This is a genomic window from Pseudomonas syringae CC1557, from assembly GCF_000452705.1.
In the GTDB taxonomy this organism is placed as follows: domain Bacteria; phylum Pseudomonadota; class Gammaproteobacteria; order Pseudomonadales; family Pseudomonadaceae; genus Aquipseudomonas; species Aquipseudomonas syringae_F.
Genome location: NZ_CP007014.1, coordinates 3,951,655 through 3,974,564, shown reverse-complemented (window position 1 = coordinate 3,974,564; position 22,910 = coordinate 3,951,655). Strand labels below are relative to the sequence as shown.

Genomic DNA, 22,910 nt, shown 5'->3' with positions numbered 1-22,910 from the left:
TGCTCATTTATTCAGGATCAATCGGCTCATTGAAAAGCCTGGTCGTAAGCGCCTTTCGCTTGAACGTGGCTTGCCGGTTTGCTGCTGGCGGGCCGTTTCGCCCATAATCGCCTTTTAAGTCGTCTCGAACCGCAGCAGGAGCCCCATGGAGCAATTTCGCAATATCGGCATCATCGGCCGCCTGGGCAGTGTACAGGTGCTCGACACCGTTCGCCGACTCAAGAGGTTCCTGCTGGATCGGCATCTGCACGTCATTCTCGAAGAGACAATTGCCGAAGTGCTGCCGGGTCACGGCTTGCAGACCTCGTCGCGCAAGATGCTCGGTGAAGTCTGTGACATGGTGATCGTGGTCGGCGGCGACGGCAGCCTGCTGGGCGCGGCGCGGGCGCTGGCCCGCCATAATGTACCGGTGCTGGGCATCAACCGGGGCAGCCTGGGGTTTCTGACCGACATTCGTCCCGATGAACTGGAGGTCAAGTGCGCTGAAGTGCTCGACGGGCATTATCTGGTCGAGAACCGCTTTCTGCTGCAAGCCGAAGTACGCCGTCATGGTGAGGCCATTGGCCAGGGCGATGCGCTCAATGACGTGGTGCTGCACCCCGGCAAGTCGACGCGGATGATCGAGTTCGAAATCTATATCGACGGCCAGTTCGTGTGCAGCCAGAAGGCCGACGGTCTGATCGTGGCCACGCCGACCGGCTCGACGGCCTATGCGCTGTCGGCGGGCGGGCCGATCATGCACCCCAAGCTCGACGCTATCGTCATCGTGCCGATGTACCCGCATACGCTGTCCGGTCGGCCCATTGTGGTGGACGGCAACAGTGAACTGAAAATCGTCGTGTCCAAGGACATGACCATTTACCCGCAGGTGTCCTGTGACGGGCAGAATCACTTTACCTGCGCACCGGGCGACACCATAACGGTCAGCAAGAAGCCGCAGAAACTGCGCCTGATTCATCCGCTGGATCACAACTATTACGAAGTCTGCCGCACCAAGCTCGGCTGGGGCAGCAGGCTCGGCGGCGGTGGCGATTAATGCTCGATCCGGCGCGTGGCTACGATCTGATCGGTGACGTGCACGGGTGTGCCCATACCCTCGAGCACTTGCTGGAGCTTCTCGGTTACCGTTTGCAGGCTGGCGTGTGGCGCCACCCTGAGCGCGTCGCGATTTTTCTCGGTGACATCATCGACCGTGGCCCGTTTATCCGCGAGTCGCTGCATATTGTCCGAGATATGGTCCAGGCCGGCCAGGCCCTGTGCCTGATGGGTAACCATGAGTTCAATGCGCTGGGTTGGGTCACCCCGGCCTTGCCTGAAAGCGGCCATGAGTTCGTGCGCGAACACACGCCGCGCCATGCCCGGTTGATTGGCGAGACGCTGGCGCAGTTCGAACGTTACCCGGATGAGTGGCGCGAGTTCGTCAACTGGTTCTATGAATTGCCGTTGTACATGGATGCCGGGCGTTTCCGGGTGGTGCATGCCTGCTGGGATGCAACCCTGATTGACCCATTGCGTAGCCTTTACAGCAATGGCTGCATCGACAAAGCCTTTGTTCAGGCCTCGGCAACGCCCGGCAGTTTCGCCAGCAATGTGTTCAACCGTCTGCTGCGCGGCACCGACATGCGCTTGCCGCACGGTCTGACGCTGACCGGCGGCGACGGCCTGACGCGCGAGTTCTTCCGCACCAAGTTTTGGGAAGATGACCCGCAGACCTATGGTGACGTGGTGTTCCAGCCCGACGCATTGCCCGAGGGCGTGGCCAAGACGCCGTTGTCCACGTCCGAAAAGAATGCACTGCTGCGCTATGGAATCAACGAGCCGCTGCTGTTTGTCGGTCATTACTGGCGCAGTGGCCTGCCGGCACCCATCCGCCCGAATCTGGCCTGCCTGGATTACAGTGCCGTGCTCTACGGCAAACTGGTCGCCTATCGGCTGGATCAGGAAACACAGGTCGATCCGGATAAATTCGTCTGGGTCGATGTTCAGCGTCCAGAGGTTTCACAATGAGTCCCGTTGCCGTTCTGCGTTTGCCGCTGACCACCGACCTGAGCGGGTTTGTCCGCCTGTTGCAGCGCTTGCAGATCCCTCACCGGGTCAGCGAGGAAGTCGGTGAGCAGGTGCTGTGGGTGCCTGATACCGGGCGTCTGGCCGATGATGTACGTGAGCTGTATGCGCGCTTTCCGGACGGTGACGAGAACGTTCAACTGGCGGATGCGAGTCAGGCGCCAAAGTACACACCACCGGGCCTGATCGAGCAATTGCGCAGCAGCCCGGTGACGGCGCTGGTGCTGCTGGTCACCTTGCTTGTGGCGGGCCTGACGCTGCTGGGTGACAACCTGGAAGCCATTCGCTGGCTGACCTTTCAGGATTTCCGGATCAATGGCGAGTACGCGACGTTTCTGCCGTTGTCTGAAACTCTTGCGTCCGGGCAATGGTGGCGCATCATTTCGCCGATGCTCATACATTTCGGCATTTTGCACCTGGCCATGAACGGCATGTGGTTCTGGGAGCTGGGCCGACGTATCGAAATCCGCCAGGGCAGCCTGACGTTGCTGTTGCTCACACTGCTGTTTTCGGCGGTTTCCAACTACGTGCAATACCTGTTCAGCGGCCCCAGCCTGTTCGGCGGACTGTCTGGCGTACTGTACGGGTTGCTCGGCCATTGCTGGATCTTCCAGATGCTGGCGCCCAACCCGGTTTACCGTCTGCCGCGTGGCGTGCTGATCATGATGCTGATCTGGCTGGCGCTGTGCCTGTCCGGTCTGGTCAGCATGCTGGGCTTCGGCGAAATCGCCAACGGCGCGCATGTCGGCGGGCTGGTCATCGGTTGTATCACCGGCTTGCTGGGTGGTGCGCTTGCGCGCCGTAGAGCCTAGAATTCCCCGCTATTTTCTGGAGTGCGCCATGTCGTCTTTTATAGAAATGATCGAAAACATCACCCCGGACATCTACGAAAGCCTGAAGCTGGCTGTGGAAATCGGCAAATGGTCCGATGGTCGCAAGCTGACTCAGGAGCAGCGTGAGCTGTCGTTGCAGGCACTGATCGCCTGGGAAGTGCAGAACCTGCCGGAAGACCAGCGCACCGGCTACATGGGGCCTCAGGAATGTGCCTCCAAGTCTGCGCCGGTGCCTAATATCCTGTTCAAATCGGATGCTATTCATTGATCGAACTTGGTCGCGGAGCAGTCAACAAAATGTTGGCGCGTCAGGATGACGCGTCGTTCGTGCAATACGCGTTTCGCCTGGGCGACACCGAAATCGCGGTCAACCCGCTGATTGGCAAGACGCTGCGTCTGGAGTTTCTCGGCGCTATTCATTGCAGCCATTGCGGGCGCAAGACCAAGTCCAGCTACAGCCAGGGCTATTGCTACCCGTGCATGCTCAAGCTGGCGCAGTGCGATCTGTGCATCATGAGCCCGGAACGATGCCACCACGATCAGGGTACTTGCCGTGATCCGGCGTGGGGCGAGCAATTCTGCATGACCGATCACATTGTCTATCTGGCCAACTCGTCAGGCGTGAAAGTCGGTATCACCCGTGCCACTCAATTACCGACCCGCTGGCTGGACCAGGGTGCCAGTCAGGCACTGCCGATCATTCGCGTGGCGACCCGCCAGCAGTCGGGTTTTGTCGAAGACTTGCTGCGCAGTCAGGTCGCTGACCGCACCAATTGGCGTGCGTTGCTCAAGGGTGACGCGCAGCCCGTCGATCTCAAGGCCATTCGTCAGGAGCTGTTCGACAGTTGCGGTGCGGGGCTGCTCGGATTGCAAGAACGATTCGGTCTGCAGGCCATCCAATTGCTACATGAGGCCGAGCCTGTCGAGTTTCGTTACCCGGTCGAGGCGTACCCGACCAAGATTGTCAGCTTCAACCTGGACAAGAACCCGATTGCCGAGGGCACGCTGCTGGGGATCAAGGGCCAATACCTGATTTTCGACACTGGCGTGATCAATATTCGCAAGTACACGGCCTATCAACTGGCCGTGCATCAGTAAAAGGATTCCAGCATGCGCACCGAACAACCGAAAATGATTTATCTGAAGGATTATCAGGCTCCCGAGTACCTCATCGATGAGACGAACCTGACCTTCGAGCTGTTCGACGATCACTCGCTGGTCCACGCGCAACTGGTGATGCGCCGCAACCCGGAGCGGGGTGCAGGCCTGCCGCCGCTGGTGCTGGACGGCCAGCATCTGGAACTGGTCTCGGTAAAACTGAGCGACATCGAGCTGAGCGCTGCGGATTACCAACTGACAGAAGATCACCTGACCCTGCATCCACAGGCTGAAAGCTTCACGGTCGACAGCACCGTGCGCATTCATCCTGAAACCAATACCGCACTGGAAGGCCTGTACAAGTCCAGCGGCATGTTCTGCACCCAGTGCGAGGCCGAGGGCTTTCGCAAGATCACCTATTACCTTGATCGCCCCGACGTGATGAGCAAGTTCACCACCACGCTCAGCGCCGACAAGCAAAGCTTCCCGATTCTGCTGTCCAACGGCAATCCCGTGGCCAGCGGCGAAGAAGAGGGCGGTCGGCACTGGGCGACCTGGGAAGACCCGTTCATGAAACCGGCCTACCTGTTCGCGCTGGTGGCCGGTGATTTGTGGTGCATCGAAGACACCTTCACCACCATGAACCAGCGGGAAGTGACCCTGCGCATTTACGTCGAGCCAGAAAACGTCGACAAGTGCCAGCACGCCATGACCAGTCTGAAAAAGTCGATGCGCTGGGACGAAGAAACCTACGGCCGCGAGTACGACCTGGACATCTTCATGATCGTCGCGGTCAACGATTTCAACATGGGTGCAATGGAGAACAAGGGCCTCAACATCTTCAACTCCAGCGCCGTGCTGGCCCGTGCCGAAACCGCCACCGATGCCGCGCACCAGCGTGTCGAGGCGATCGTCGCCCACGAATACTTCCATAACTGGTCGGGCAACCGCGTGACCTGCCGTGACTGGTTCCAGCTATCGCTCAAGGAAGGCTTCACGGTTTATCGCGATGCCGGTTTCTCGGCCGACATGAACTCGGCCACGGTCAAGCGCATTCAGGATGTTGCTTACCTGCGTACCCACCAGTTCGCCGAAGATGCCGGCCCGATGGCCCACGCCGTGCGCCCGGACAGCTTTATCGAAATCTCCAACTTCTACACCCTGACCGTCTACGAGAAGGGTTCGGAAGTGGTCGGCATGCTCCACACGCTGCTGGGTGCCCAAGGCTTCCGTAAAGGCAGCGATCTGTATTTCGAGCGCCACGACGGCCAGGCCGTCACCTGCGACGATTTCATCAAGGCCATGGAAGACGCCAACGGCGTTGACCTGACCCAATTCAAGCGCTGGTACAGCCAGGCGGGTACGCCGCGTCTGGCAGTCAGCGAGTCGTATGACGCGGCTGCGAAAACCTACAGCCTGACCTTCCGCCAGAGCTGCCCGAGCACACCCGGGCAGCCTGGTGAGCAGAAGCAGCCGTTCGTGATCCCGGTCGAGCTGGGCCTGCTCGACAGCAAAGGCGGCGAGATTGCCCTGCGTCTGGCAAACGAAGCCTCCGCAAGCGGCACCACGCGGGTGCTGGCGGTGACCGACGCCGAGCAGACGTTCACCTTTGTCGATATCGCTGAAAAACCTTTGCCTTCGTTGCTGCGTGGCTTCTCTGCACCGGTCAGACTGAGCTTCCCGTACGACCGCGATCAACTGATGTTCCTGATGCAGCACGACAGCGATGGTTTCAATCGTTGGGATGCCGGTCAGCAGTTGTCGGTTCAGGTGTTGCAGGAAATGATCGGTCAGCATCAGCAAGGTCAGCCACTGGTCATGGATCAGCGTCTGATCACTGCACTGGGCACTGTGTTGGCGGATGAGCAACTGGATCAGGCCATGGTCGCAGAAATGCTCTCGCTGCCGGGCGAGGCTTATCTGGCCGAGATCAGCGAAGTGGCGGATGTCGATGCCATTCACGCGGCCCGTGAGTTCGCGCGCAAACAACTGGCTGATGCGCTGTTCGACAGCCTGCTGGCCCGTTATCAGGCCAATCGCGAGGTGTCCAAGGCCACGCCTTATGTCGCCGAGTCTGCGCACTTTGCCCGTCGTGCCTTGCAGAACATCGCCTTGTCGTACCTGATGCTCAGCGGCAAGCCGCAAGTGCTGGCGGCAACCATCGACCAGTTCGACACCAGCGACAACATGACCGAACGCCTGACCGCACTGGCCGTGCTGGTCAATTCGCCATTCACCGAAGAGCGCGACAAGGCGCTGGCGGTGTTTGCCGAGAACTTCAAGAGCAACGCGCTTGTGATGGATCAGTGGTTCAGTGTTCAGGCGGCCAGCACCCAGCCGGGCGGCTTGCAACGCGTGCAGGAATTGATGAAGCATCCTGCATTCAGTATCAAGAACCCGAACAAGGTCCGCGCCCTGATCGGTGCCTTTGCCGGGCAAAACCTGATCAACTTCCACGCGGCGGACGGCTCCGGCTACCGCTTCCTGGCGGATCTGGTGATTGAGCTGAACGCCCTGAACCCGCAAATCGCCTCCCGCCAACTGGCGCCACTGACCCGCTGGCGCAAATACGACAGCGCCCGTCAGGCGTTGATGAAAGCCGAGCTGGAACGCATCCTTGCTTCCGGCAAACTGTCTGCGGATGTGTACGAAGTGGTGAGCAAAAGCCTGGCTGAATAAGGCTTGCCGAGTGCCTGACAGGTACTTGTGAGAAAGGCGCTGTCCGCTGATGCGGACAGCGCCTTTTTTGTCTGTTCCACGCAATGATGCTTTCTATTCGGCAGAGGCGAGATGACGATATCCACTCGCGCAAAAAATCTCACATGTGATGTGTATCTATCCTTGAGTGCATCTGCTACGTTGCTCATCTGATTCACGGCCAGCAGCAGGAGGGAAGCGCTGATGCCTCGTAAAAAACAGGGTGACGCAGCAGTCCCGGCCAAGACGACTAAAAGCTCCACCGATTACATGCGTGAAATGCGTCTGCGACTCAAGGACGCCGGTCTGGTCAAGCGGGAATTCTGGATCCGGCCCGAGAATGTCGATGCCCTGCGTGGTATCGAAAAAGCGTTAAGACAGCCCTTTCTGGGCGAGAGGATCAAATTGGAGGATTTCATGACCGAGAACACCCACTGGACCATCAGCTCACTGCAGAAGGCTTTGTCAGAGCTGGAGTTGGTGACGAACGGGAAAATCGAGCTCGACGTGACCGAAGGCGATGCATCAGGCATCAAGCTGAGCATGGCCGATTACGGCGACCTGCCGATCTACATCGCGGTGGAAGGCGAGCAGATCCTGGCCGACGCGACCCTGATTGAAGTGAACAAGGTCAAGAACGTGCAGGCCTTCAACGATGTGGTGCTGCGCAGCCGTGACCTGTTCCCATTGTCCTCGATCGGCATTGAAAAGCTGGGTGGCGATCAGGAAGTCTACTGCCTGTTCGGCGCACTGAGCGCAGCCTCGTCGCTCACCGTGATCGTGCAGGAAATCCTCACCCTCGCGGATAACGTGATGCGTGCGGCCGACGCTTTTGAAGATCATTTCATCTACTGAACAGCGCTGTCAGGCGGAGAACATTCATGACTACGAGTATCTGGAAAAAACTGGTGACTGCCGTTCGTGGTGGCGCTTCCGAAGTGGGCGAGTCGATCGCTGACGCCAATGCCATCCGCATCCTGGACCAGGAAATCCGCGACGCCGAAAACGCTCTGGTCAAAGCGCGTGACGGGCTGATCACCATCAAGGCCAAGCACAAACTATCGGCACAGCGTCTCGAAGAACATGCCACCAGCATTGCCAACTGGGAAGGCCGCGCCATGCAGGCCCTGAACAAGGGTGAAGAAGCCCTGGCTGTCGAATGTGCAAACAAGATTGCCGAGATCGAAGCTCTGCGTGATCAGGAGCAGGAACTGGCCGATCAGTTCAACAAGCAGGTCGGTCTGCTGCAGGAGCAAGTGATCAAGGCTGAGTCACGCATCAAGAGCCTCAAGCAGCAGGTCGAGATGGCCAAGGCCCGCGAGACTGTGCAACGGGCGCGGGTCGCGACCGCCACTGCTACCGGTGGCGCCAGCGGTGCGGTGGAAACCGCAGTCGGTTCGCTGGCACGCCTCAAGCAGCGCCAGGACGAACAGGATGCCAAGCTGGAAGCGGCTGAAGAACTGGCCAGCCAGTCCAGCGGCAGCGACCTTGAGCGTCGTCTGCAAGACGCCGGAATCGGTGCCAAAAGCGGCGGCGCGGAAGACGTGCTGGCACGTTTGAAAGCCAAGAATCAGACGCCCGCCCAGTAAGCAGCGCGATAAGCCTGGCGAGGGTTGGCAATGGAGTTTTCAAAACGACTCAAGGTCATCCTCGCCTTGTCGGCAGTGTTGATTGTGGTGCAGGCAATCAACTCGATCACCGGCAATGGTCTGGTTCATTTCGGTATTATTCCGCGCAACCTGACCGGGTTGCGCGGCATTGTTTTTGCGCCTTTTCTGCACGGTTCGATTCAGCACTTGCTCAGCAATCTGTTGCCGTTCATTGTGCTGAGCTGGCTGGTGGCTACTGAGGGTGTCAGGCGTTATGCGTGGGTCGCCGGGCTTATTTGCCTGTTGGGCGGGTTGCTGGTCTGGGCCTTCGGCCGCAGCAGTATTCATGTCGGCGCAAGCGGCCTGATCTTCGGCTTGTGGGCTTATCTGCTGGCGCGGGCGTGGTATCAGCGCAGCATCGCCAGCCTGCTGTTGGCGCTGATCGTGCTGGCCGGTTACAGCGGATTGATTTTTGGCTTCGTGCCGGTGCCCGGTGTTTCGTTTGAATCACACATCGCCGGGGCGATTGCCGGTATGTGTGTGGCGTGGCTGATGCACTCCAGGGCATTGCTGGCGGAAAAGGCCTGATGCGCAGCGGCTGCTATAGATGGACAGCAGTCGACCCGTATGGAAGTGGACCCTGACTCAAGGATTTGAAAGGATGACCCTGTTCCTGTTACTTCGGCGTAACACCTCGGTGTTTTTCGAGCGTTTCGGCTGGGCCGGTATCGGCATGCTGTTACTGGTGCACTACACCGTTTCCTGGCTGTTACTGACGGTGGCTGGCGAAGAGCATCTGCTGCAAGGCGCTGATTTCACCTATTTTTACCTCACGACCGCGACCACCGTTGGCTACGGCGATCTATCGCCCAAGTCTGGCTGTGGCAAGCTGGTCACCACCCTGTGGATCATGCTAGGCGGTATTGCCTTGCTGACAACGGTCATTGGCAAGGCGTCGACGTCGGTCGGTGATATCTGGAGACGGAACATGAAAGGACAGGGCGACTGCTCGGCACTCACAGGCCATACGGTGTTAATCGGCTGGGATGGCGAGGCCAGCGAGCGCATCGTCGAATTACTTCATCAGGACACCTCCACTAGCCGCGCCGGGCTGGTGATCTGTGATTCGATCATTACCGAAAATCCGCTACCGGGCAGAGCATCGTTTATCAAGGGTGACTCGCTTGACTCACCCACAGTACTGAGCCGCGCCGGAGTCGCGGGTGCGCAGCGCATTCTGGTGCATACCCAGTCCGACAGTTTGACACTCGCCATCGTGCTGACGCTGAAAAGCCTCGGGCCGACAGGGCACGTGGTCGCTCACTTCAACAACTCCGAGCGGGCTGCACTGGCCAGAACCTACGCGCCCGAGCTTGAATGCACCTCGAACATGGCGATTGAAATGTTGGTGCGCTCCGCTCAGGATCCCGGCTCAAGTACGGTCATCACCGAGCTGCTGTGTGTGGGCGTGGGTGCCACGCAATACCGCCACGTACTGCCTGCCGACTTTGCGTGCTCCTGTGGCGAGCTGTATGTTCGCCTACGTCAGGACTTCAACGCCACGCTGATCGGCTATCGGTCGTCAGCCATGAAACAGTTCGACATCAATCCCGCGAACGATGTGGCTATTCTGGGCGGGGAAATTTTCTACATCGCCTCCAGTCGTCTTCAAGGAAATGCACTATGAGTTGGTTCAAACGTGCCATGGGTCTGGAAGCACCCAAGGCATCAGGTCGTGATGGCGAAAATACGCAAGGCACAGCCAGTCCGTTAGGGCTGGCATCGGGCCGCATGCTGTGCCTGGACAGTTCATTGAAACTGTTGCTCGACGGCCATTCGGAAGTGGTCATCCCGGCAGATGAAAAAGTCTGGGCGGTGGGACGTGTCGATCTTGGTCAGTCGATGACCCTTCACCGTTTCTATCTCGATAACGAAGACTATTTCCTGCAAGTGGTCAGCAATGGCCCGAATCCGGAAGACGTCCAGGACATCATCCTGTTCGGCTATTACAGCGCCGTGCCGATCACCAGCAAGGACGAGTTGCTGCGCCTGACCGGCCCGTCGTCGAAGATCGGCCTGCCGACCTACGAACACGATGGCGAGGTATTCGAACGGCAGTGGGGCACTGCGCCGGGGCAGACCGAACTGACGCCACTGGATGAAGACATTGTCAGCCCCGATGCTGCTTATCGGGTCAAACACCTGAGCATGTTGTACGCCCGCGACACAGGCCTGATAAACCGCCGTGAGTTTCTGCTTTTTTCGGTAGAAGAAGACGAAGAGGGCAGCATCACGCTCACCACGGCGGTTGGCATAACGCTGCAATCCACTGATATCAACGTTCTTTGACAAGGAAATCATCATGATCGACGCGCTGCGTATGTCGCTCAATGCCACTGCTGTGTTCGGCTTCGTTATGTACATCCTGGTGGCGGCGATTCTGTTCGCCCTGTTCCAGTTCATCTACAGCAGGATCACGCCGCACAAGGAGTTTGCGCTGATCCGCGAGAACAACAGCGCGGCGGCAGTGGCTCTGGGTGGCTCGCTGATCGGCTTTGCATTGCCGGCCAGCAACATCATCAGTTACAGCATCAGCATTCTGGACGTGATTGTCTGGGTGGTGATTGCTGCTGTGGTCCAGTTGCTGACGTTCGGCGTCACCAGTCTGGTGCTCAAGGGCCTTTCTGCGCGCATCGCCAAAGGCGAGCTGGCAGCAGCCATCTACTCGGCCAGCGTCGCCATCAGCGTCGGTCTTCTCAACGCAGCCTGCATGACCCCATCGGTCTGACGGCAGCCTTGAACAAGGAGACTCACGATGAGACGCAGTTCAGTAAAACTGGTGCTCGCCAGCACACTTCCCCTGGCCCTCGCCGCATGTGGTCCGTCTGAAGACAAGGACACGTTCAACGCCAAGGCCAACTTCAGCTCGGTTCAGGAATGCGTCGATGCGAAGGTGCCGGTGAATGTCTGTTCGGATGCCTACATGCAGGCGCTTTCGGACCATCGCCGCATAGCGCCGACCTACGATGACAAGGCGTCCTGTGACGCCGACTTCGTGCCGGATTATTGCCAGGTCACGTCTGACGGCAAGTACATGCCGAAGCTTGGTGGCTTCGAGCTGGGCTTCTCCGGTCGTGTGCCCAAAGATGCGCTGGACAGGGCCAATCAGGAGGTTGCCCAGTCTGCTCCGTCAGGCATGAGCGGCACCACCGGGCTGATGGCCGGCCTGCTGATCGGCAATCTGCTCAGCAACGGTTTCGGCAACAATCGTTATTACTCGCAGCCCATTTACCAGACGCGCGATGATCGCGGCGGTTATTACAGCTCGTCGTTGCCTAGCCAGATCGACCGCGGCAAGACGTTCGGCCGTTCGACCCAGGCGCAATCCAGCCCGGACCGCAGTTATGGCAAGAGCACGCTGGGGCGCAATCTGGGGAGCGCGGGTTCTGGCTCGTCATCAGTGTCATCGACCATTTCGCGTGGCGGTTTTGGCAGTCAGGCTGCAGCACGCAGCGGCTGGGGCGGCAAGAGTAGCGGCAGTAGCAGTTTCGGAGGCTGACGGAGCGGTCCATGAAGAAGATCAGCAGCGAAGAACGTCCGGACTGGCGCGCAACTGCCGAGCGTGAGGGTTTCAACTTCCACACGATCGACGGCGAGCGCTACTGGGATGAGCGCGGGTATTACCTGTTCACCGAACAGCAGATTACCCGCGACCTTGAAGCGCCGACCCAGGCGCTGCACCAGATGTGTATGGATGCCGTGGCGCGGGTGGTGGACAGCGAAGAGTTACTGCACCAACTGGCGATTCCGGAAGCGTTTTTCGATGTGATTCAGACGTCGTGGAAGCAAGGGCATCCGCATCTTTACGCCCGCTTTGATTTTGCCTATGACGGTACGGGTCCGGCAAAGATGTACGAGATCAATGCCGACACACCGACCAGCCTGATGGAAGCCGGGGCGTTTCAGCTGCTCTGGCTCGAAGAGCAGATGGCGCGCGGGGTTTTGCCTGCGCATGCCACCCAGTTCAATTCGATCGCCGAGGATCTGGTTCGGGCGTTTGCCGAGTTTCCAGGGCAGAGCCCGTTCTATTTTTCGGCCATGTCCGGTTCCGTCGAGGACCGTGGCACAACCGACTTCCTGCGGCGCATGGCTGCTCATGTGGGCATCGATGCCAGGCATATCGACATCGAAGACATCGGGCTCGATGCGGAAGGGCGCTTTGTCGACCTGCAAGGTCACTGGATCGAACGCCTGTTCAAGCTGCATGCGTGGGAGCACATCTTTCACGAGGAATTCGGCAAGCATGTGCCCGCCAGTGGCACCCAGTTCGTCGAGCCTGCCTGGAAGGCTATTCTCAGCAATAAAGGCATATTGCCGTTGTTGTGGCAGTTCAACGAAGGGCATCCGAACCTGCTGCCTTCGCACATCGATCGGAACGTTACCAGACCCGTGCCCAAAGGCTGGGTGCGCAAACCGTACTTTTCCCGCGAGGGCGCCAACATCGAGATGCGCACGCCCGGCGACCAGGTCATTGCCGTCGACGGGCCTTACACCGATGCGCCGTATATTCTTCAGGCGTATTCGCCGCTCCCGAAATTCGGTGACAGCTACACGCTGATAGGCTCCTGGGTCATCGGCGACCTGGCCTGCGGAATCGGCATCCGCGAAGACGACAGTCTGATCACCAAAGACACCAGCCGGTTCCTGCCGCACGTCGTCATCGACTGAGCCATCCCACGTCCTGCCTATAGGGTGTTACTTGCAGTTCGCCAGTAACACTTCTGCTGTTACTGTCAGTTTTGATTTCAATATTTATATGTTTATTATTGAAGTCGTGTCTGACAATCGAGCAGGTTCGGGGGTCGGTATTATGGGTAAAACAGTTTGAATAACCGTTTGTCGTGACGGGTGCTAAAGAGTGTGCTTGATAACTGCTTTAATCTGTTTGTTTCTTTGAATTGGCATCCGCGTTGCACTCTGATCGCCGCTGTAGGCGGTGTCGGGAATATACGTGACGCTTTGGTTCGGCCTGTGCTTACGCCATTTTAATGTGATGATCCATACGGGATAGTTTCCTACACGTCTGGATTTCACTGTCTTACAGTTTGCGCCTGCGATCAAACATTAGGGGTATACGTGCGTGCTGAATATTTTATTCAGGCGTTACAACAGACTGACAATCGCACTGCGCATTGTCTCGATAATAAAAACGTCGTTTACAACGAGAACACTATTGGCCGGGACGTCAGACCGTCGTTCCGGGCCAGGCATGCAAGGAGAGCAACATGCTCATGAAACAACTGATGGGGGTCACGTTTTCGTTAATGCTCGCGATCAACACCAGCCAGGGAGCGAATATTACGCTGCCTGAAGGTCAATTGACTCCTATGGGGGGTGAGAGGGCGGGTAACGTCTCCGGAACCATACCGGCCTGGAACGGCGGAATCACCGAGCCCCCACAGGGATATAAAGGCTCCGGTAGCCGCCATGTCGATCCTTATGCCAGCGACAAGCCCTTGTTCACCATCACCCGCGCCAATCTGGATCAGTACCGGGACCATTTGACGCCGGGGCAAGTGGCGATGTTTGAAACCTATCCCGCCACCTACCAGATGCCGGTCTACCCGACTCGTCGCTCCGGATCAGCGCCGCAGTGGGTCTATGACAACACCCGGCGAAATGCCGGAACAGCACGGTTGATCAGTGGCGGTAACGGATTTGTCGACGCCTATGGCGGCATCCCGTTTCCTGTTCCGGAAAAAGGTATTCAGGCCTTATGGAATCACATTGCCCGGTATCGTGGGCATTACGTGGTAAGACGCGCGTCCGAGGCGGTCGTGCAACGTAGCGGAAGTTTCAGCCTGGTCACTGCTCAGCAAGAAGTGCTGTTTCGCTTTTATGATCCCCGCGGAAGTTTTGCCAGTCTGGACAATGTGCTGTTCTATTACTTGTCGTTCTCCCACCACCCGGCGCAATTGTCCGGTTCTGCCGTGCTGGTACATGAAACGCTGGATCAGGTGCAGGAGCCGCGTCTGGCTTGGGCTTATAGCGCCGGACAACGTCGCGTTCGCCGTGCGCCGAGCCTGGCTTATGACCTGCCGGTGCCCGCTTCCGATGGCGTGCGGACGGCAGATGACACTGACATGTTCAATGGCGCGCCGGATCGCTACGACTGGAAGTTGCTGGGCAAACGCGAGATTTATATTCCCTACAATAACTACCGGATTTCCAGCCCCGATATCAGTTATCGGCAATTGCTGCAGGTGGGCCACCTCAATCCGGTCTATACCCGGCATGAGCTGCACCGGGTCTGGGTGGTCGAAGGTACGCTCAAGCTTTCTTCGCGGCATGTGTACTCGCGGCGTACGCTGTATCTGGACGAGGACAGCTGGCAGGCGGCAATCGTCGATCAATATGACGGGCGCGGCCAGTTGTGGCGGGTCTCCATGGCCTACCTGAAAAACTTCTACGAACTGCCGGCCATCTGGTCGGCGCTGGATGTCTTCCACGACTTGCAGGGCCGCCGCTATCACGTTCAGAACCTGGACAATCAGGAGCCGCACACCCGTGATTTCGGTCAGCCTGTACCCGGTGCCAACGCGTTTGAACCGTCTGCCTTGCGCCGTCAAAGCATGCGCTGAAACGCTGTCATCGACAGGCTGGAGGATCTGCCGGTGCAGTTTTCGTATCAGGCCCATTGATGACTCATCAATCACGCCCGCGTGCTTAACAAAAGATAACAACATGTCGATTGTCAGGCATTTGCAAAGCTGCCTAGGATGGCCGTGCTTCCAGAAAGGCAGGGTCAAAGGGCTTGCGGGCGTTCTGGTCGATACAGAGGGGTTGAGTCAGCACCCGATAACAATAAAAGGGAGAACTTCATGCGTGAGCCTTTCCAGTGGCGCACCCGGTTATGCGCGGGCCTGTCCCTGACGATTCTGATGGGCTGCCCGTTCGCTGCCGGGGTGGCGATGGCGGCTGACTCGGCACCTGCATCGGTGGGCGTCGCCGATACGTCCGGTTACGCCATCGCATCGGCAAAGGCCGCTCGCGGTCTGCTTCTGGATGTCGCTCATGCGGGTGCCCGGCTGGTGGTGGTGGGCGATCACGGACACATTCTCTATTCCGACGATCAGGGCAAGACCTGGATTCAGGCGCGTGTGCCGACCCGGCAATTATTGACCGCTGTGTTTTTCATTGACGAGCAACACGGTTGGGCAGTGGGCCACGATGCACAGATTCTGGCCAGCAGCGATGGCGGCAAGAGCTGGAGCAAGCAGTTCGAAGACCTGAAGCGCGAAGCACCTCTGCTGGATGTCTGGTTCAAGGACCTCGCCAACGGCTTTGCCATAGGGGCCTATGGTGCGTTGCTGAGCACTCACGATGGTGGTCAGCATTGGCAGGATGTCAGCGAGCTGTTGGACAACGAGGACCAATACCACCTCAACGGCATTGCGCAGGTAAAGGACGCAGGCCTGTTCATCGTCGGTGAAGCGGGCAGCATGTTTCGCTCCAGCGATGATGGGCAAACCTGGGAGAAGCTTGATGGCCCTTATCAGGGCTCGCTGTTTGGCGTGACGGCTACGGCGCAGCCTTCGACACTGCTGGCCTATGGTTTGCGCGGCAACCTGTTTCGTTCCAGCGACTTTGGCGACAGCTGGCAGCCGATAGAGCTCAAAGGTGCACGCGGGCCGGTGGAATTCGGTCTGGCCAGCGCTACGCTCATGGCCGATGGCTCGCTGGTGCTGGTGGGCAATGGCGGCAGCGTGATGCGCAGCACCGATGACGGTGAAACCTTCGAGGTGTTCAATCGTTCCGACCGCATCTCGTTGGCAGGCGTTACTGCCAATCAGCAGGGCAACCTGATTCTGGTAGGGCAAGGTGGCGTGCGCGTGACCTCGCCGACGGGCGCCGAAACGACCCAATAATAACAAGACCTTTCTGGGCAGGGACATTCAGGCATGAGCAATCTTCAACACGCAGCGGATTCAGATGAAAAGGCAACCTTCCTCGAACGCCTGATTTTCAATCATCGTCCGGCGGTGATCATTCTTTGCCTGCTGACGAGCGTCCTTCTGTTCTGGCAAGCCCTGCAGGTCCGGCCTTCCACCAGTTTCGAGAAAATGATTCCGCTGTCGCATCCGTTCGTTCAGAACATGATGACGCATCGATATGAGCTGGCGAACCTGGGTAACACCGTGCGCATCTCCGTCGAGGCGGTGGACGGTGACATTTTCTCCAAAGGGTACATGGAGACCCTGCGTCAGATCAGTGATGAAGTGTTTTATATTCCCGGCGTGGACCGTTCCGGGCTCAAATCATTGTGGAGCCCCAGCGTGCGCTGGACCGAAGTAACCGAGGAGGGCTTCGCGGGGGGCGAAGTCATTCCGCAGAGTTACGACGGCTCGGAAGCCAGTCTCGATCAACTGCGCAACAACGTGCTCAAGTCCGGGCAGGTCGGGCGGCTGATCGCCAACGATTTCAAATCGAGCATCATTGAGGTTCCGCTGCAGGAGGCCTACCCGGACCCCGCGGATCAGGGCAGATTACTGGCGCTGGACTACCAGCAGTTTTCACATCAGCTTGAAGAAAAGATTCGTGACAAATACCAGGCGCAGAACCCGGATATCAGGATTCACATTGTCGGTTTCGCCAAGAAGGTCGGCGACCTGATCGACGGCCTGTTCATGGTGGTGATGTTCTTCGGTATTGCTTTCCTGATTACGCTGGTGCTGCTGATCTGGTTCACACGCTGTATCCGCAGCACCATTGCAGTCCTGAGCACCACGCTTATCGCGGTGATCTGGCAGCTGGGTCTGATGCATGTGGTGGGGTTCGGCATTGACCCGTATTCGATGCTGGTGCCGTTCCTGATCTTCGCCATCGGTATTTCCCACGGCGTGCAGAAAATCAACGGCATTGCCCTGCAATCCAGCGAGGCCGAGGATGCCCTGACAGCTGCACGTCGCACGTTCCGCCAGTTGTTTCTGCCGGGCATGATCGCAATTCTGGCGGACGCGGTCGGCTTCATCACTTTGCTGATTATCGACATCGGGGTGATTCGCGAGCTGGCCATTGGTGCGTCCATCGGCGTTGCGGTGATCGTGTTCACCAACCTGATCCTGCTGCCGGTGGCGATTTCCTACGTTGGCATCAGCAAAAGGGCGGTCAGCCGCAGCACGCAGGATGCGGTGTCCGAGCATCCTTTCTGGCGTCTGCTGTCGAACTTTGCCAGTGCCAAAGTCGCGCCTGTGTCGATTGTGCTGGCGCTGCTGGCCTTCGGCGGCGGGCTCTGGTACAGCCAGCACCTGAAGATCGGCGACCTCGATCAAGGTGCGCCGGAGCTGCGCCCTGACTCGCGCTACAACAAAGACAACGCGTTCATTATCAATCACTACTCCACCAGCTCGGACGTGTTGGTGGTCATGGTCAAGACCCCGCCCGAGGGCTGCTCGGCGTATCCGACCCTGTCGGCGATCAACGAGCTGGCGTGGAAGATGGAAAACACCCAGGGCGTGCAATCGGCCATTTCGCTGGTGACTGTTTCCAAGCAGGTCATCAAGGGAATGAACGAGGGCAACCTGAAATGGGAGAGCCTGTCGCGCAACAAAGACGTACTCAACAACTCCATCGCCCGTGCCGACGGGCTGTACAACACCGACTGCTCGCTGGCGCCGCTGCTGGTGTTCCTCAACGACCACAAGGCTGAAACCCTGGACCGCGCGGTGCATGCTGTGCAGGACTTCGCCAGACAGAACGACAAGCCTGACATGCAGTTCCTGCTGGCCGCCGGTAATGCCGGGATCGAGGCGGCGACCAACGAAGTCATCAAACAGTCCGAGCTGATCATTCTGGTGCTGGTCTACCTCTGCGTGGCAGCCATGTGCATGATCACCTTCCGCTCCTGGGCGGCGACGCTGTGCATCGTCCTGCCGCTGGTATTGACCTCCGTGCTGGGTAACGCGCTGATGGCGTTCATGGGCATCGGTGTCAAGGTAGCGACTTTGCCGGTAGTGGCACTGGGGGTGGGGATCGGTGTCGATTACGGCATCTACATCTACAGCCGCCTGGAAAGCTTCCTGCGCGCCGGCTTGCCATTGCAGGAAGCCTATTACCAAACCTTGAAATCCACCGGCAAGGCCGTGCTGTTCACCGGCCTGTGCCTGGCCATCGGCGTGTGCACCTGGATCTTCTCGGCGATCAAATTCCAGGCTGACATGGGGCTGATGCTGACCTTCATGCTGCTGTGGAACATGTTCGGAGCGCTCTGGCTACTGCCCGCGCTGGCGCGGTTCCTGATCAAGCCGGAGAAGATGGCAGGGAAGGTGGGCAATTCACTGTTTTCGCATTGAGCCCGTTGCGGGTGTGGGCCTGTAACGCTCGGGCCAATGCTCCGCGCAGGCATGCCGTTTGCTATTTCTGGAGGCTGTACCGGCCTCTTCGCGAATAATGCGGAACGCCGCCCCGGTTACTCCCACGAAGACTTGTGTATAACAATGAACGCTGTGGCGTGCGGAACGAGAAAAACTCTTGGGTTACCTACGCGCCACCCAACACCACACTCAGCGCATTGCGCGCATCATCCAGTTGCACCAGCGAAGCATGGCGTGCGCCGAGGGCGTCGCGGTTCTGGATGGCGGTGAGGATGGCTTTGTGGCGCGGCATGGCCAATTCGTGCAGGTTGGGGCGTTTGTTGGAGTATTTGAGCGCTTCGCGCAAGGCCAGTGACAGCATGTTGCACAGGTGGGCCAGCAGGTCGTTGTGAGTGGCGTCGGCGATGCGGCTGTGGAAGTCGAGATCGGGTTGCAGCAGGTCTTCCGGGGTCGGGGCCGCTTCCATACGCAGGTAGGCTTCGTGAATCGATTCGATCTCTTCCTCGGTGGCGTATTGCGCAGCCAATGCCGCCACGGCGGGTTCGATCACCGCACGCACGCTGGTCAGCAGGTGGAAGAATTCGTTCTGCGGCGAGCTTTGCATCACCCAATGCAGCACATCCGGGTCCAGCAGGTGCCATTCGCGGCGCGCCTTGACCACCGTGCCGACACGCGGCCTTGAGTAGACCAGCCCTTTGGCCACCAAAACCCGCGTGGCTTCACGCAGGACCGGCCGGCTGACGGCGTATTCTTCGCAGAGCAGCGCCTCGGCAGGCAGCTTTTCGTCAGGCTTGAAACGGCCGGATACAATCTGCATGCCCAGTTCCTGGACGATGCGGGCATGCATGCTTTTTCGGTCGGATGGCTTTCGATAATCCATGGGAACGCTGGTCGATCCTGGCGGTAATTGCGGGGCATCATACCATCGCGTAACACTAACGGCGGTCGCCAAAACAGGGGACCGCCGCTTCTTTTAGTGCAAGTAACTAGTGCGAGTGGCGGGGTACTTCGGAACCTCTGCAACCGACCAGAAAGTCGAAGTCGCAGCCCTGATCGGCTTGCATGACTTTGTCGATATACAGTTGGCGATAACCGCCGAGCAGCAGCTGTGGTGGGGCTTGCCATTCTGCAAGGCGTGCGGCCAGTTCAGCTTCCGGTATATCCAGATGCAAACGCCCGCTGGCGCAGTCGAGCTCGATCCAGTCGCCTTCCTTGACCACGGCGAGAGGCCCACCGGCTGCCGCTTCCGGCGCGACGTGCAACACTACCGTGCCATAGGCCGTGCCGCTCATGCGTGCGTCGGAAATACGCACCATGTCAGTAACGCCCTGAGCCAGCAGTTTGGCAGGCAGGCCCATGTTGCCAACTTCGGCCATGCCCGGATAACCCTTGGGGCCACAGTTCTTGAGGACCATCACCGAGCTTGCATCGATTTCCAGGTCCGGATCGTTGATTCGCGACTTGTACATCTCGAAATTCTCGAACACCACCGCACGGCCACGATGCTGCATCAGTGCCGGTGTGGCGGCCGAAGGCTTGAGCACCGCGCCAAGCGGCGCAAGGTTGCCACGCAGCACACAGATGCCGCCGTCGGCGCGAATCGGATTGTCCAGTGCGCGGATCACCTGATCTTCGCCATAGATCGGTGAATTGCAGGTGTTCTCGCCGATGCTCTTGCCGTTGACCGTCAATGCATCCGGATTGGGTAGCAATCCAGCTTCGTTCATGCGCCTCAGCACGGCGGGCAGGCCACCGGCGTAATAAAACTCCTCCATCAGGAAGCGTCCGGAAGGTTGCAGGTCGACGATGGTCGGCATGCCCCGGCCCATACGCGTCCAGTCGTCCAGGTCGAGATCGACGCCAATACGTCCGGCGATGGCTTTCAGGTGAATTACGGCGTTGGTCGAACCGCCGATGGCGGCGTTGACCCGGATGGCATTTTCAAACGCCGCCTTGGTGAGAATCTTCGACAGGCGCAGGTCTTCGCGGACCATGTCGACAGCACGCATGCCGGACATATGCGCCAGCACGTAGCGCCGCGAGTCCACCGCAGGAATGGCCGCGTTGTGCGGCAACGAAGTACCCAGCGCTTCGGCCATGCAGGCCATGGTCGAGGCCGTGCCCATGGTGTTACAGGTGCCTGCCGAGCGTGACATTCCGGCTTCCGCGGACAGGAATTCGTCCAGGCTGATGGTCCCGGCTTTGTAGGATTCGTGCATCTGCCAGACGATGGTGCCAGCACCGATGTCCTTGCCTTCATGCTTGCCGTTGAGCATCGGTCCGCCCGTCACCACGATGGCGGGAATGTCGCAACTGGCAGCGCCCATCAACAGGGCGGGGGTGGTTTTGTCGCAACCGGTCAGCAGCACAACGCCATCGATCGGGTTGCCGCGAATCGCTTCTTCCACGTCCATGCTCGCCAGATTGCGGGTAAACATGGCCGTGGGCCGCAGGTTGGATTCACCGTTGGAGAACACCGGAAACTCGACCGGCCAGCCACCCGCTTCGATCACGCCGCGTTTGACGTGTTCGGCTATCTGCCGGAAATGCGCGTTGCAGGGGGTCAGCTCCGACCAGGTATTGCAGATGCCGATAATCGGCTTGCCCTGAAACTGGTGGTCGGCAATGCCCTGATTCTTCATCCAACTGCGGTACATGAAGCCATTCTTGTCGGCGGTGCCAAACCACTGGGCAGAACGGAGGGTCGGTTTTTTATCGGAGTCAGACATGATCGGCTCTCTTATTGTAAGACTTAATGGCGATACTGCTGGGTAAGGTAAGCCTAAAAAACCCGCATTGGAAGAGTTGGCAGATCAAATAGTATTACTATATAGTCAATTTTAGACGAGGGATCATCCTGGCGCATTTGGCAGTGTTATTCAGCCCCCAGGCACAGAGGCGGTCCCCGCAGGTTCCATAACAAAAACAATGGGAGACCGCCGACATGAGCCAGGAACTGCGGCTTATACGCCGCATCACGTTCAAACTGATTCCTTTCCTTATCCTGCTGTACCTGATCGCTTATGTGGACCGCTCTGCCGTAGGCTTCGCCAAGCTGCACATGGGTGCGGACATCGGTATCGGCGATGCTGCCTACGGGCTGGGTGCCGGGCTGTTCTTCATTGGTTATTTCCTGCTGGAGATCCCCAGCAACCTGATGCTCGAGCGCTTCGGCGCACGTCGCTGGTTCGCGCGGATCATGGTCACCTGGGGCGCGATCACCATCGGCATGGCCTTCGTGCAGGGGCCGCACAGCTTCTATGTGATGCGTTTTCTGCTCGGCGCAGCCGAAGCGGGCTTCTTTCCCGGCGTGCTGTACTACATTACCCAATGGTTTCCGGTTCGCCATCGCGGCAAGATCCTTGGCCTGTTTATCCTCTCGCAACCCATCGCCATGATGATCACCGGGCCTGTTTCCGGCGGCTTGCTGGGCATTGACGGCGTGCTCGGCCTGCATGGCTGGCAGTGGTTGTTCATCGTCATCGGCACCCCGGCGATCCTGCTCACCTGGCCAGTGCTGCGCTGGTTGCCGGATGGTCCGCAACAGGTCGCCTGGATGGATCAGGCCGAGAAGGACTGGCTGACCGGAGAGCTGAAAAAAGACCTGGAAGCATACGGCCAGACCCGACACGGCAATCCATTGCATGCCCTGAAAGACAAACGCGTGCTGTTGCTGGCGCTGTTCTACCTGCCGGTGACCTTGAGTATTTACGGTCTGGGCCTGTGGTTGCCGACGCTGATCAAACAGTTCGGTGGCAGTGACCTGACCACCGGTTTCGTGTCTTCGGTGCCTTACATCTTCGGCATCATCGGCCTGCTGATCGTGCCGCGCAGCTCCGACCGCCTCAATGACCGTTACGGACATCTCGCCGTGCTTTACGTGCTGGGTGCCATCGGGCTGTTCTGCAGTGCCTGGTTGACCCTGCCGGTGGCGCAACTGGCTGCACTGTGTGTCGTGGCCTTCGCATTGTTTTCCTGTACGGCGGTGTTCTGGACCCTGCCGGGACGCTTCTTCGCCGGTGCCAGCGCAGCGGCGGGTATTGCGCTGATCAATTCGGTCGGCAATCTGGGCGGTTACATCGGGCCGTTCGTGATCGGTGCATTGAAGGAAATGACCGGCAGCCTGGCGTCGGGCCTGTATTTCCTGTCCGGCGTCATGGTATTCGGGCTGGTGCTCACCGGCATCGTTTACCACGTGCTGGAACGCAAGCACGTGTTGCCGGTGGACGAGTTCGCGGCGAGTGCCAGGTGAAGCA

General features: G+C 58.8%; 20 protein-coding genes. 18 read left to right on the top strand and 2 right to left on the bottom strand.

Annotated features, from left to right (window positions below):
* Positions 1-145: 145 nt before the first annotated feature.
* From N018_RS17445 to N018_RS17365, 17 genes are all read left to right on the top strand, one after another.
* The gene (locus tag N018_RS17445) at positions 146-1,036 is read left to right on the top strand and encodes an NAD(+) kinase (RefSeq protein WP_003382947.1); all 891 of its coding nucleotides are present in this window, start codon (positions 146-148) and stop codon (positions 1,034-1,036) included.
* Complete coding sequence (locus N018_RS17440; protein ID WP_025390337.1) at positions 1,036-2,007, top strand: metallophosphoesterase; 972 nt, start codon at positions 1,036-1,038, stop codon at positions 2,005-2,007. The genes N018_RS17445 and N018_RS17440 overlap by 1 nt, the downstream gene beginning before the upstream one ends.
* The gene (locus N018_RS17435) at positions 2,004-2,876 is read left to right on the top strand and encodes a rhomboid family intramembrane serine protease (protein WP_025390336.1); all 873 of its coding nucleotides are present in this window, start codon (positions 2,004-2,006) and stop codon (positions 2,874-2,876) included. The genes N018_RS17440 and N018_RS17435 overlap by 4 nt, the downstream gene beginning before the upstream one ends.
* 28 nt (positions 2,877-2,904) lie before the next feature.
* A complete protein-coding gene (locus N018_RS17430) occupies positions 2,905-3,165 on the top strand; it encodes a YeaC family protein (protein ID WP_002554502.1) in 261 nt (86 codons plus the stop codon).
* Positions 3,162-3,995 carry a DUF2797 domain-containing protein gene (locus N018_RS17425; RefSeq protein WP_024644796.1) on the top strand — a complete coding sequence of 278 codons (834 nt, stop codon included), beginning with the start codon at positions 3,162-3,164 and terminating at the stop codon, positions 3,993-3,995. Before N018_RS17430 ends, N018_RS17425 begins: the two co-directional genes overlap by 4 nt.
* A 12-nt stretch (positions 3,996-4,007) precedes the next feature.
* Positions 4,008-6,674, top strand: a complete 2,667-nt coding sequence (gene pepN / locus N018_RS17420; protein WP_025390335.1) for an aminopeptidase N — start codon at positions 4,008-4,010, stop codon at positions 6,672-6,674.
* Between the two features lie 222 nt (positions 6,675-6,896).
* Positions 6,897-7,547, top strand: a complete 651-nt coding sequence (locus N018_RS17415) for a YjfI family protein (protein WP_024644798.1) — start codon at positions 6,897-6,899, stop codon at positions 7,545-7,547.
* 26 nt (positions 7,548-7,573) lie between these two features.
* Entirely contained in the window at positions 7,574-8,281 is a 708-nt protein-coding gene (locus tag N018_RS17410; RefSeq protein WP_007250275.1) for a PspA/IM30 family protein, read from the top strand.
* Between the two features lie 30 nt (positions 8,282-8,311).
* Positions 8,312-8,869 carry a rhomboid family intramembrane serine protease gene (locus tag N018_RS17405; RefSeq protein WP_025390334.1) on the top strand — a complete coding sequence of 186 codons (558 nt, stop codon included), beginning with the start codon at positions 8,312-8,314 and terminating at the stop codon, positions 8,867-8,869.
* A 73-nt stretch (positions 8,870-8,942) separates the two neighbouring features.
* Positions 8,943-9,968, top strand: coding sequence for an ion channel (locus tag N018_RS17400; protein ID WP_025390333.1), 1,026 nt, complete (start codon positions 8,943-8,945; stop codon positions 9,966-9,968).
* Positions 9,965-10,630: a DUF2491 family protein gene (locus N018_RS17395; RefSeq protein ID WP_024644800.1), complete on the top strand. Its 666-nt coding sequence runs from the start codon at positions 9,965-9,967 to the stop codon at positions 10,628-10,630. Before N018_RS17400 ends, N018_RS17395 begins: the two co-directional genes overlap by 4 nt.
* A gap of 13 nt (positions 10,631-10,643) precedes the next feature.
* Positions 10,644-11,069, top strand: coding sequence for a DUF350 domain-containing protein (locus tag N018_RS17390; protein WP_025390332.1), 426 nt, complete (start codon positions 10,644-10,646; stop codon positions 11,067-11,069).
* Between the two features lie 27 nt (positions 11,070-11,096).
* Positions 11,097-11,840, top strand: coding sequence for a DUF1190 domain-containing protein (locus N018_RS17385; protein ID WP_024644802.1), 744 nt, complete (start codon positions 11,097-11,099; stop codon positions 11,838-11,840).
* 11 nt (positions 11,841-11,851) lie between these two features.
* Positions 11,852-13,009, top strand: coding sequence for a glutathionylspermidine synthase family protein (locus N018_RS17380; RefSeq protein WP_024644803.1), 1,158 nt, complete (start codon positions 11,852-11,854; stop codon positions 13,007-13,009).
* Between the two features lie 557 nt (positions 13,010-13,566).
* Positions 13,567-14,922 carry a DUF1329 domain-containing protein gene (locus N018_RS17375; RefSeq protein WP_025390331.1) on the top strand — a complete coding sequence of 452 codons (1,356 nt, stop codon included), beginning with the start codon at positions 13,567-13,569 and terminating at the stop codon, positions 14,920-14,922.
* 240 nt (positions 14,923-15,162) lie between these two features.
* Positions 15,163-16,209 (top strand): WD40/YVTN/BNR-like repeat-containing protein, encoded by a 1,047-nt coding sequence (locus N018_RS17370; RefSeq protein WP_025390330.1) that lies wholly within the window; start codon positions 15,163-15,165, stop codon positions 16,207-16,209.
* 33 nt (positions 16,210-16,242) lie between these two features.
* Positions 16,243-18,633, top strand: coding sequence for an efflux RND transporter permease subunit (locus N018_RS17365; RefSeq protein WP_025390329.1), 2,391 nt, complete (start codon positions 16,243-16,245; stop codon positions 18,631-18,633).
* Between the two features lie 187 nt (positions 18,634-18,820).
* Here the strand turns inward: N018_RS17365 and N018_RS17360 are convergent, their stop codons facing one another.
* The gene (locus N018_RS17360; protein ID WP_024644807.1) at positions 18,821-19,534 is read right to left on the bottom strand and encodes a FadR/GntR family transcriptional regulator; all 714 of its coding nucleotides are present in this window, start codon (positions 19,532-19,534) and stop codon (positions 18,821-18,823) included.
* A gap of 106 nt (positions 19,535-19,640) precedes the next feature.
* The gene (locus N018_RS17355; RefSeq protein WP_025390328.1) at positions 19,641-21,383 is read right to left on the bottom strand and encodes an IlvD/Edd family dehydratase; all 1,743 of its coding nucleotides are present in this window, start codon (positions 21,381-21,383) and stop codon (positions 19,641-19,643) included.
* Between the two features lie 215 nt (positions 21,384-21,598).
* Here N018_RS17355 and N018_RS17350 point away from each other — a divergent pair, with 215 nt between their 5' ends.
* Positions 21,599-22,906: an MFS transporter gene (locus N018_RS17350; RefSeq protein WP_025390327.1), complete on the top strand. Its 1,308-nt coding sequence runs from the start codon at positions 21,599-21,601 to the stop codon at positions 22,904-22,906.
* Positions 22,907-22,910: the final 4 nt, after the last annotated feature.

What these genes read in the sequence shown, in the direction of transcription:
- N018_RS17445 (WP_003382947.1), top strand. Translation starts at nt 146, where the DNA reads ATGGAGCAATTTCGCAATATCGGCATCATCGGCCGCCTGGGCAGTGTA.
- N018_RS17440 (WP_025390337.1), top strand. Translation starts at nt 1,036, where the DNA reads ATGCTCGATCCGGCGCGTGGCTACGATCTGATCGGTGACGTGCACGGG.
- N018_RS17435 (WP_025390336.1), top strand. Translation starts at nt 2,004, where the DNA reads ATGAGTCCCGTTGCCGTTCTGCGTTTGCCGCTGACCACCGACCTGAGC.
- N018_RS17430 (WP_002554502.1), top strand. Translation starts at nt 2,905, where the DNA reads ATGTCGTCTTTTATAGAAATGATCGAAAACATCACCCCGGACATCTAC.
- pepN (WP_025390335.1), top strand. Translation starts at nt 4,008, where the DNA reads ATGCGCACCGAACAACCGAAAATGATTTATCTGAAGGATTATCAGGCT.
- N018_RS17415 (WP_024644798.1), top strand. Translation starts at nt 6,897, where the DNA reads ATGCCTCGTAAAAAACAGGGTGACGCAGCAGTCCCGGCCAAGACGACT.
- N018_RS17410 (WP_007250275.1), top strand. Translation starts at nt 7,574, where the DNA reads ATGACTACGAGTATCTGGAAAAAACTGGTGACTGCCGTTCGTGGTGGC.
- N018_RS17405 (WP_025390334.1), top strand. Translation starts at nt 8,312, where the DNA reads ATGGAGTTTTCAAAACGACTCAAGGTCATCCTCGCCTTGTCGGCAGTG.
- N018_RS17400 (WP_025390333.1), top strand. Translation starts at nt 8,943, where the DNA reads ATGACCCTGTTCCTGTTACTTCGGCGTAACACCTCGGTGTTTTTCGAG.
- N018_RS17395 (WP_024644800.1), top strand. Translation starts at nt 9,965, where the DNA reads ATGAGTTGGTTCAAACGTGCCATGGGTCTGGAAGCACCCAAGGCATCA.
- N018_RS17390 (WP_025390332.1), top strand. Translation starts at nt 10,644, where the DNA reads ATGATCGACGCGCTGCGTATGTCGCTCAATGCCACTGCTGTGTTCGGC.
- N018_RS17385 (WP_024644802.1), top strand. Translation starts at nt 11,097, where the DNA reads ATGAGACGCAGTTCAGTAAAACTGGTGCTCGCCAGCACACTTCCCCTG.
- N018_RS17380 (WP_024644803.1), top strand. Translation starts at nt 11,852, where the DNA reads ATGAAGAAGATCAGCAGCGAAGAACGTCCGGACTGGCGCGCAACTGCC.
- N018_RS17375 (WP_025390331.1), top strand. Translation starts at nt 13,567, where the DNA reads ATGCTCATGAAACAACTGATGGGGGTCACGTTTTCGTTAATGCTCGCG.
- N018_RS17370 (WP_025390330.1), top strand. Translation starts at nt 15,163, where the DNA reads ATGCGTGAGCCTTTCCAGTGGCGCACCCGGTTATGCGCGGGCCTGTCC.
- N018_RS17365 (WP_025390329.1), top strand. Translation starts at nt 16,243, where the DNA reads ATGAGCAATCTTCAACACGCAGCGGATTCAGATGAAAAGGCAACCTTC.
- N018_RS17360 (WP_024644807.1), bottom strand. Translation starts at nt 19,534, where the DNA reads ATGGATTATCGAAAGCCATCCGACCGAAAAAGCATGCATGCCCGCATC.
- N018_RS17355 (WP_025390328.1), bottom strand. Translation starts at nt 21,383, where the DNA reads ATGTCTGACTCCGATAAAAAACCGACCCTCCGTTCTGCCCAGTGGTTT.
- N018_RS17350 (WP_025390327.1), top strand. Translation starts at nt 21,599, where the DNA reads ATGAGCCAGGAACTGCGGCTTATACGCCGCATCACGTTCAAACTGATT.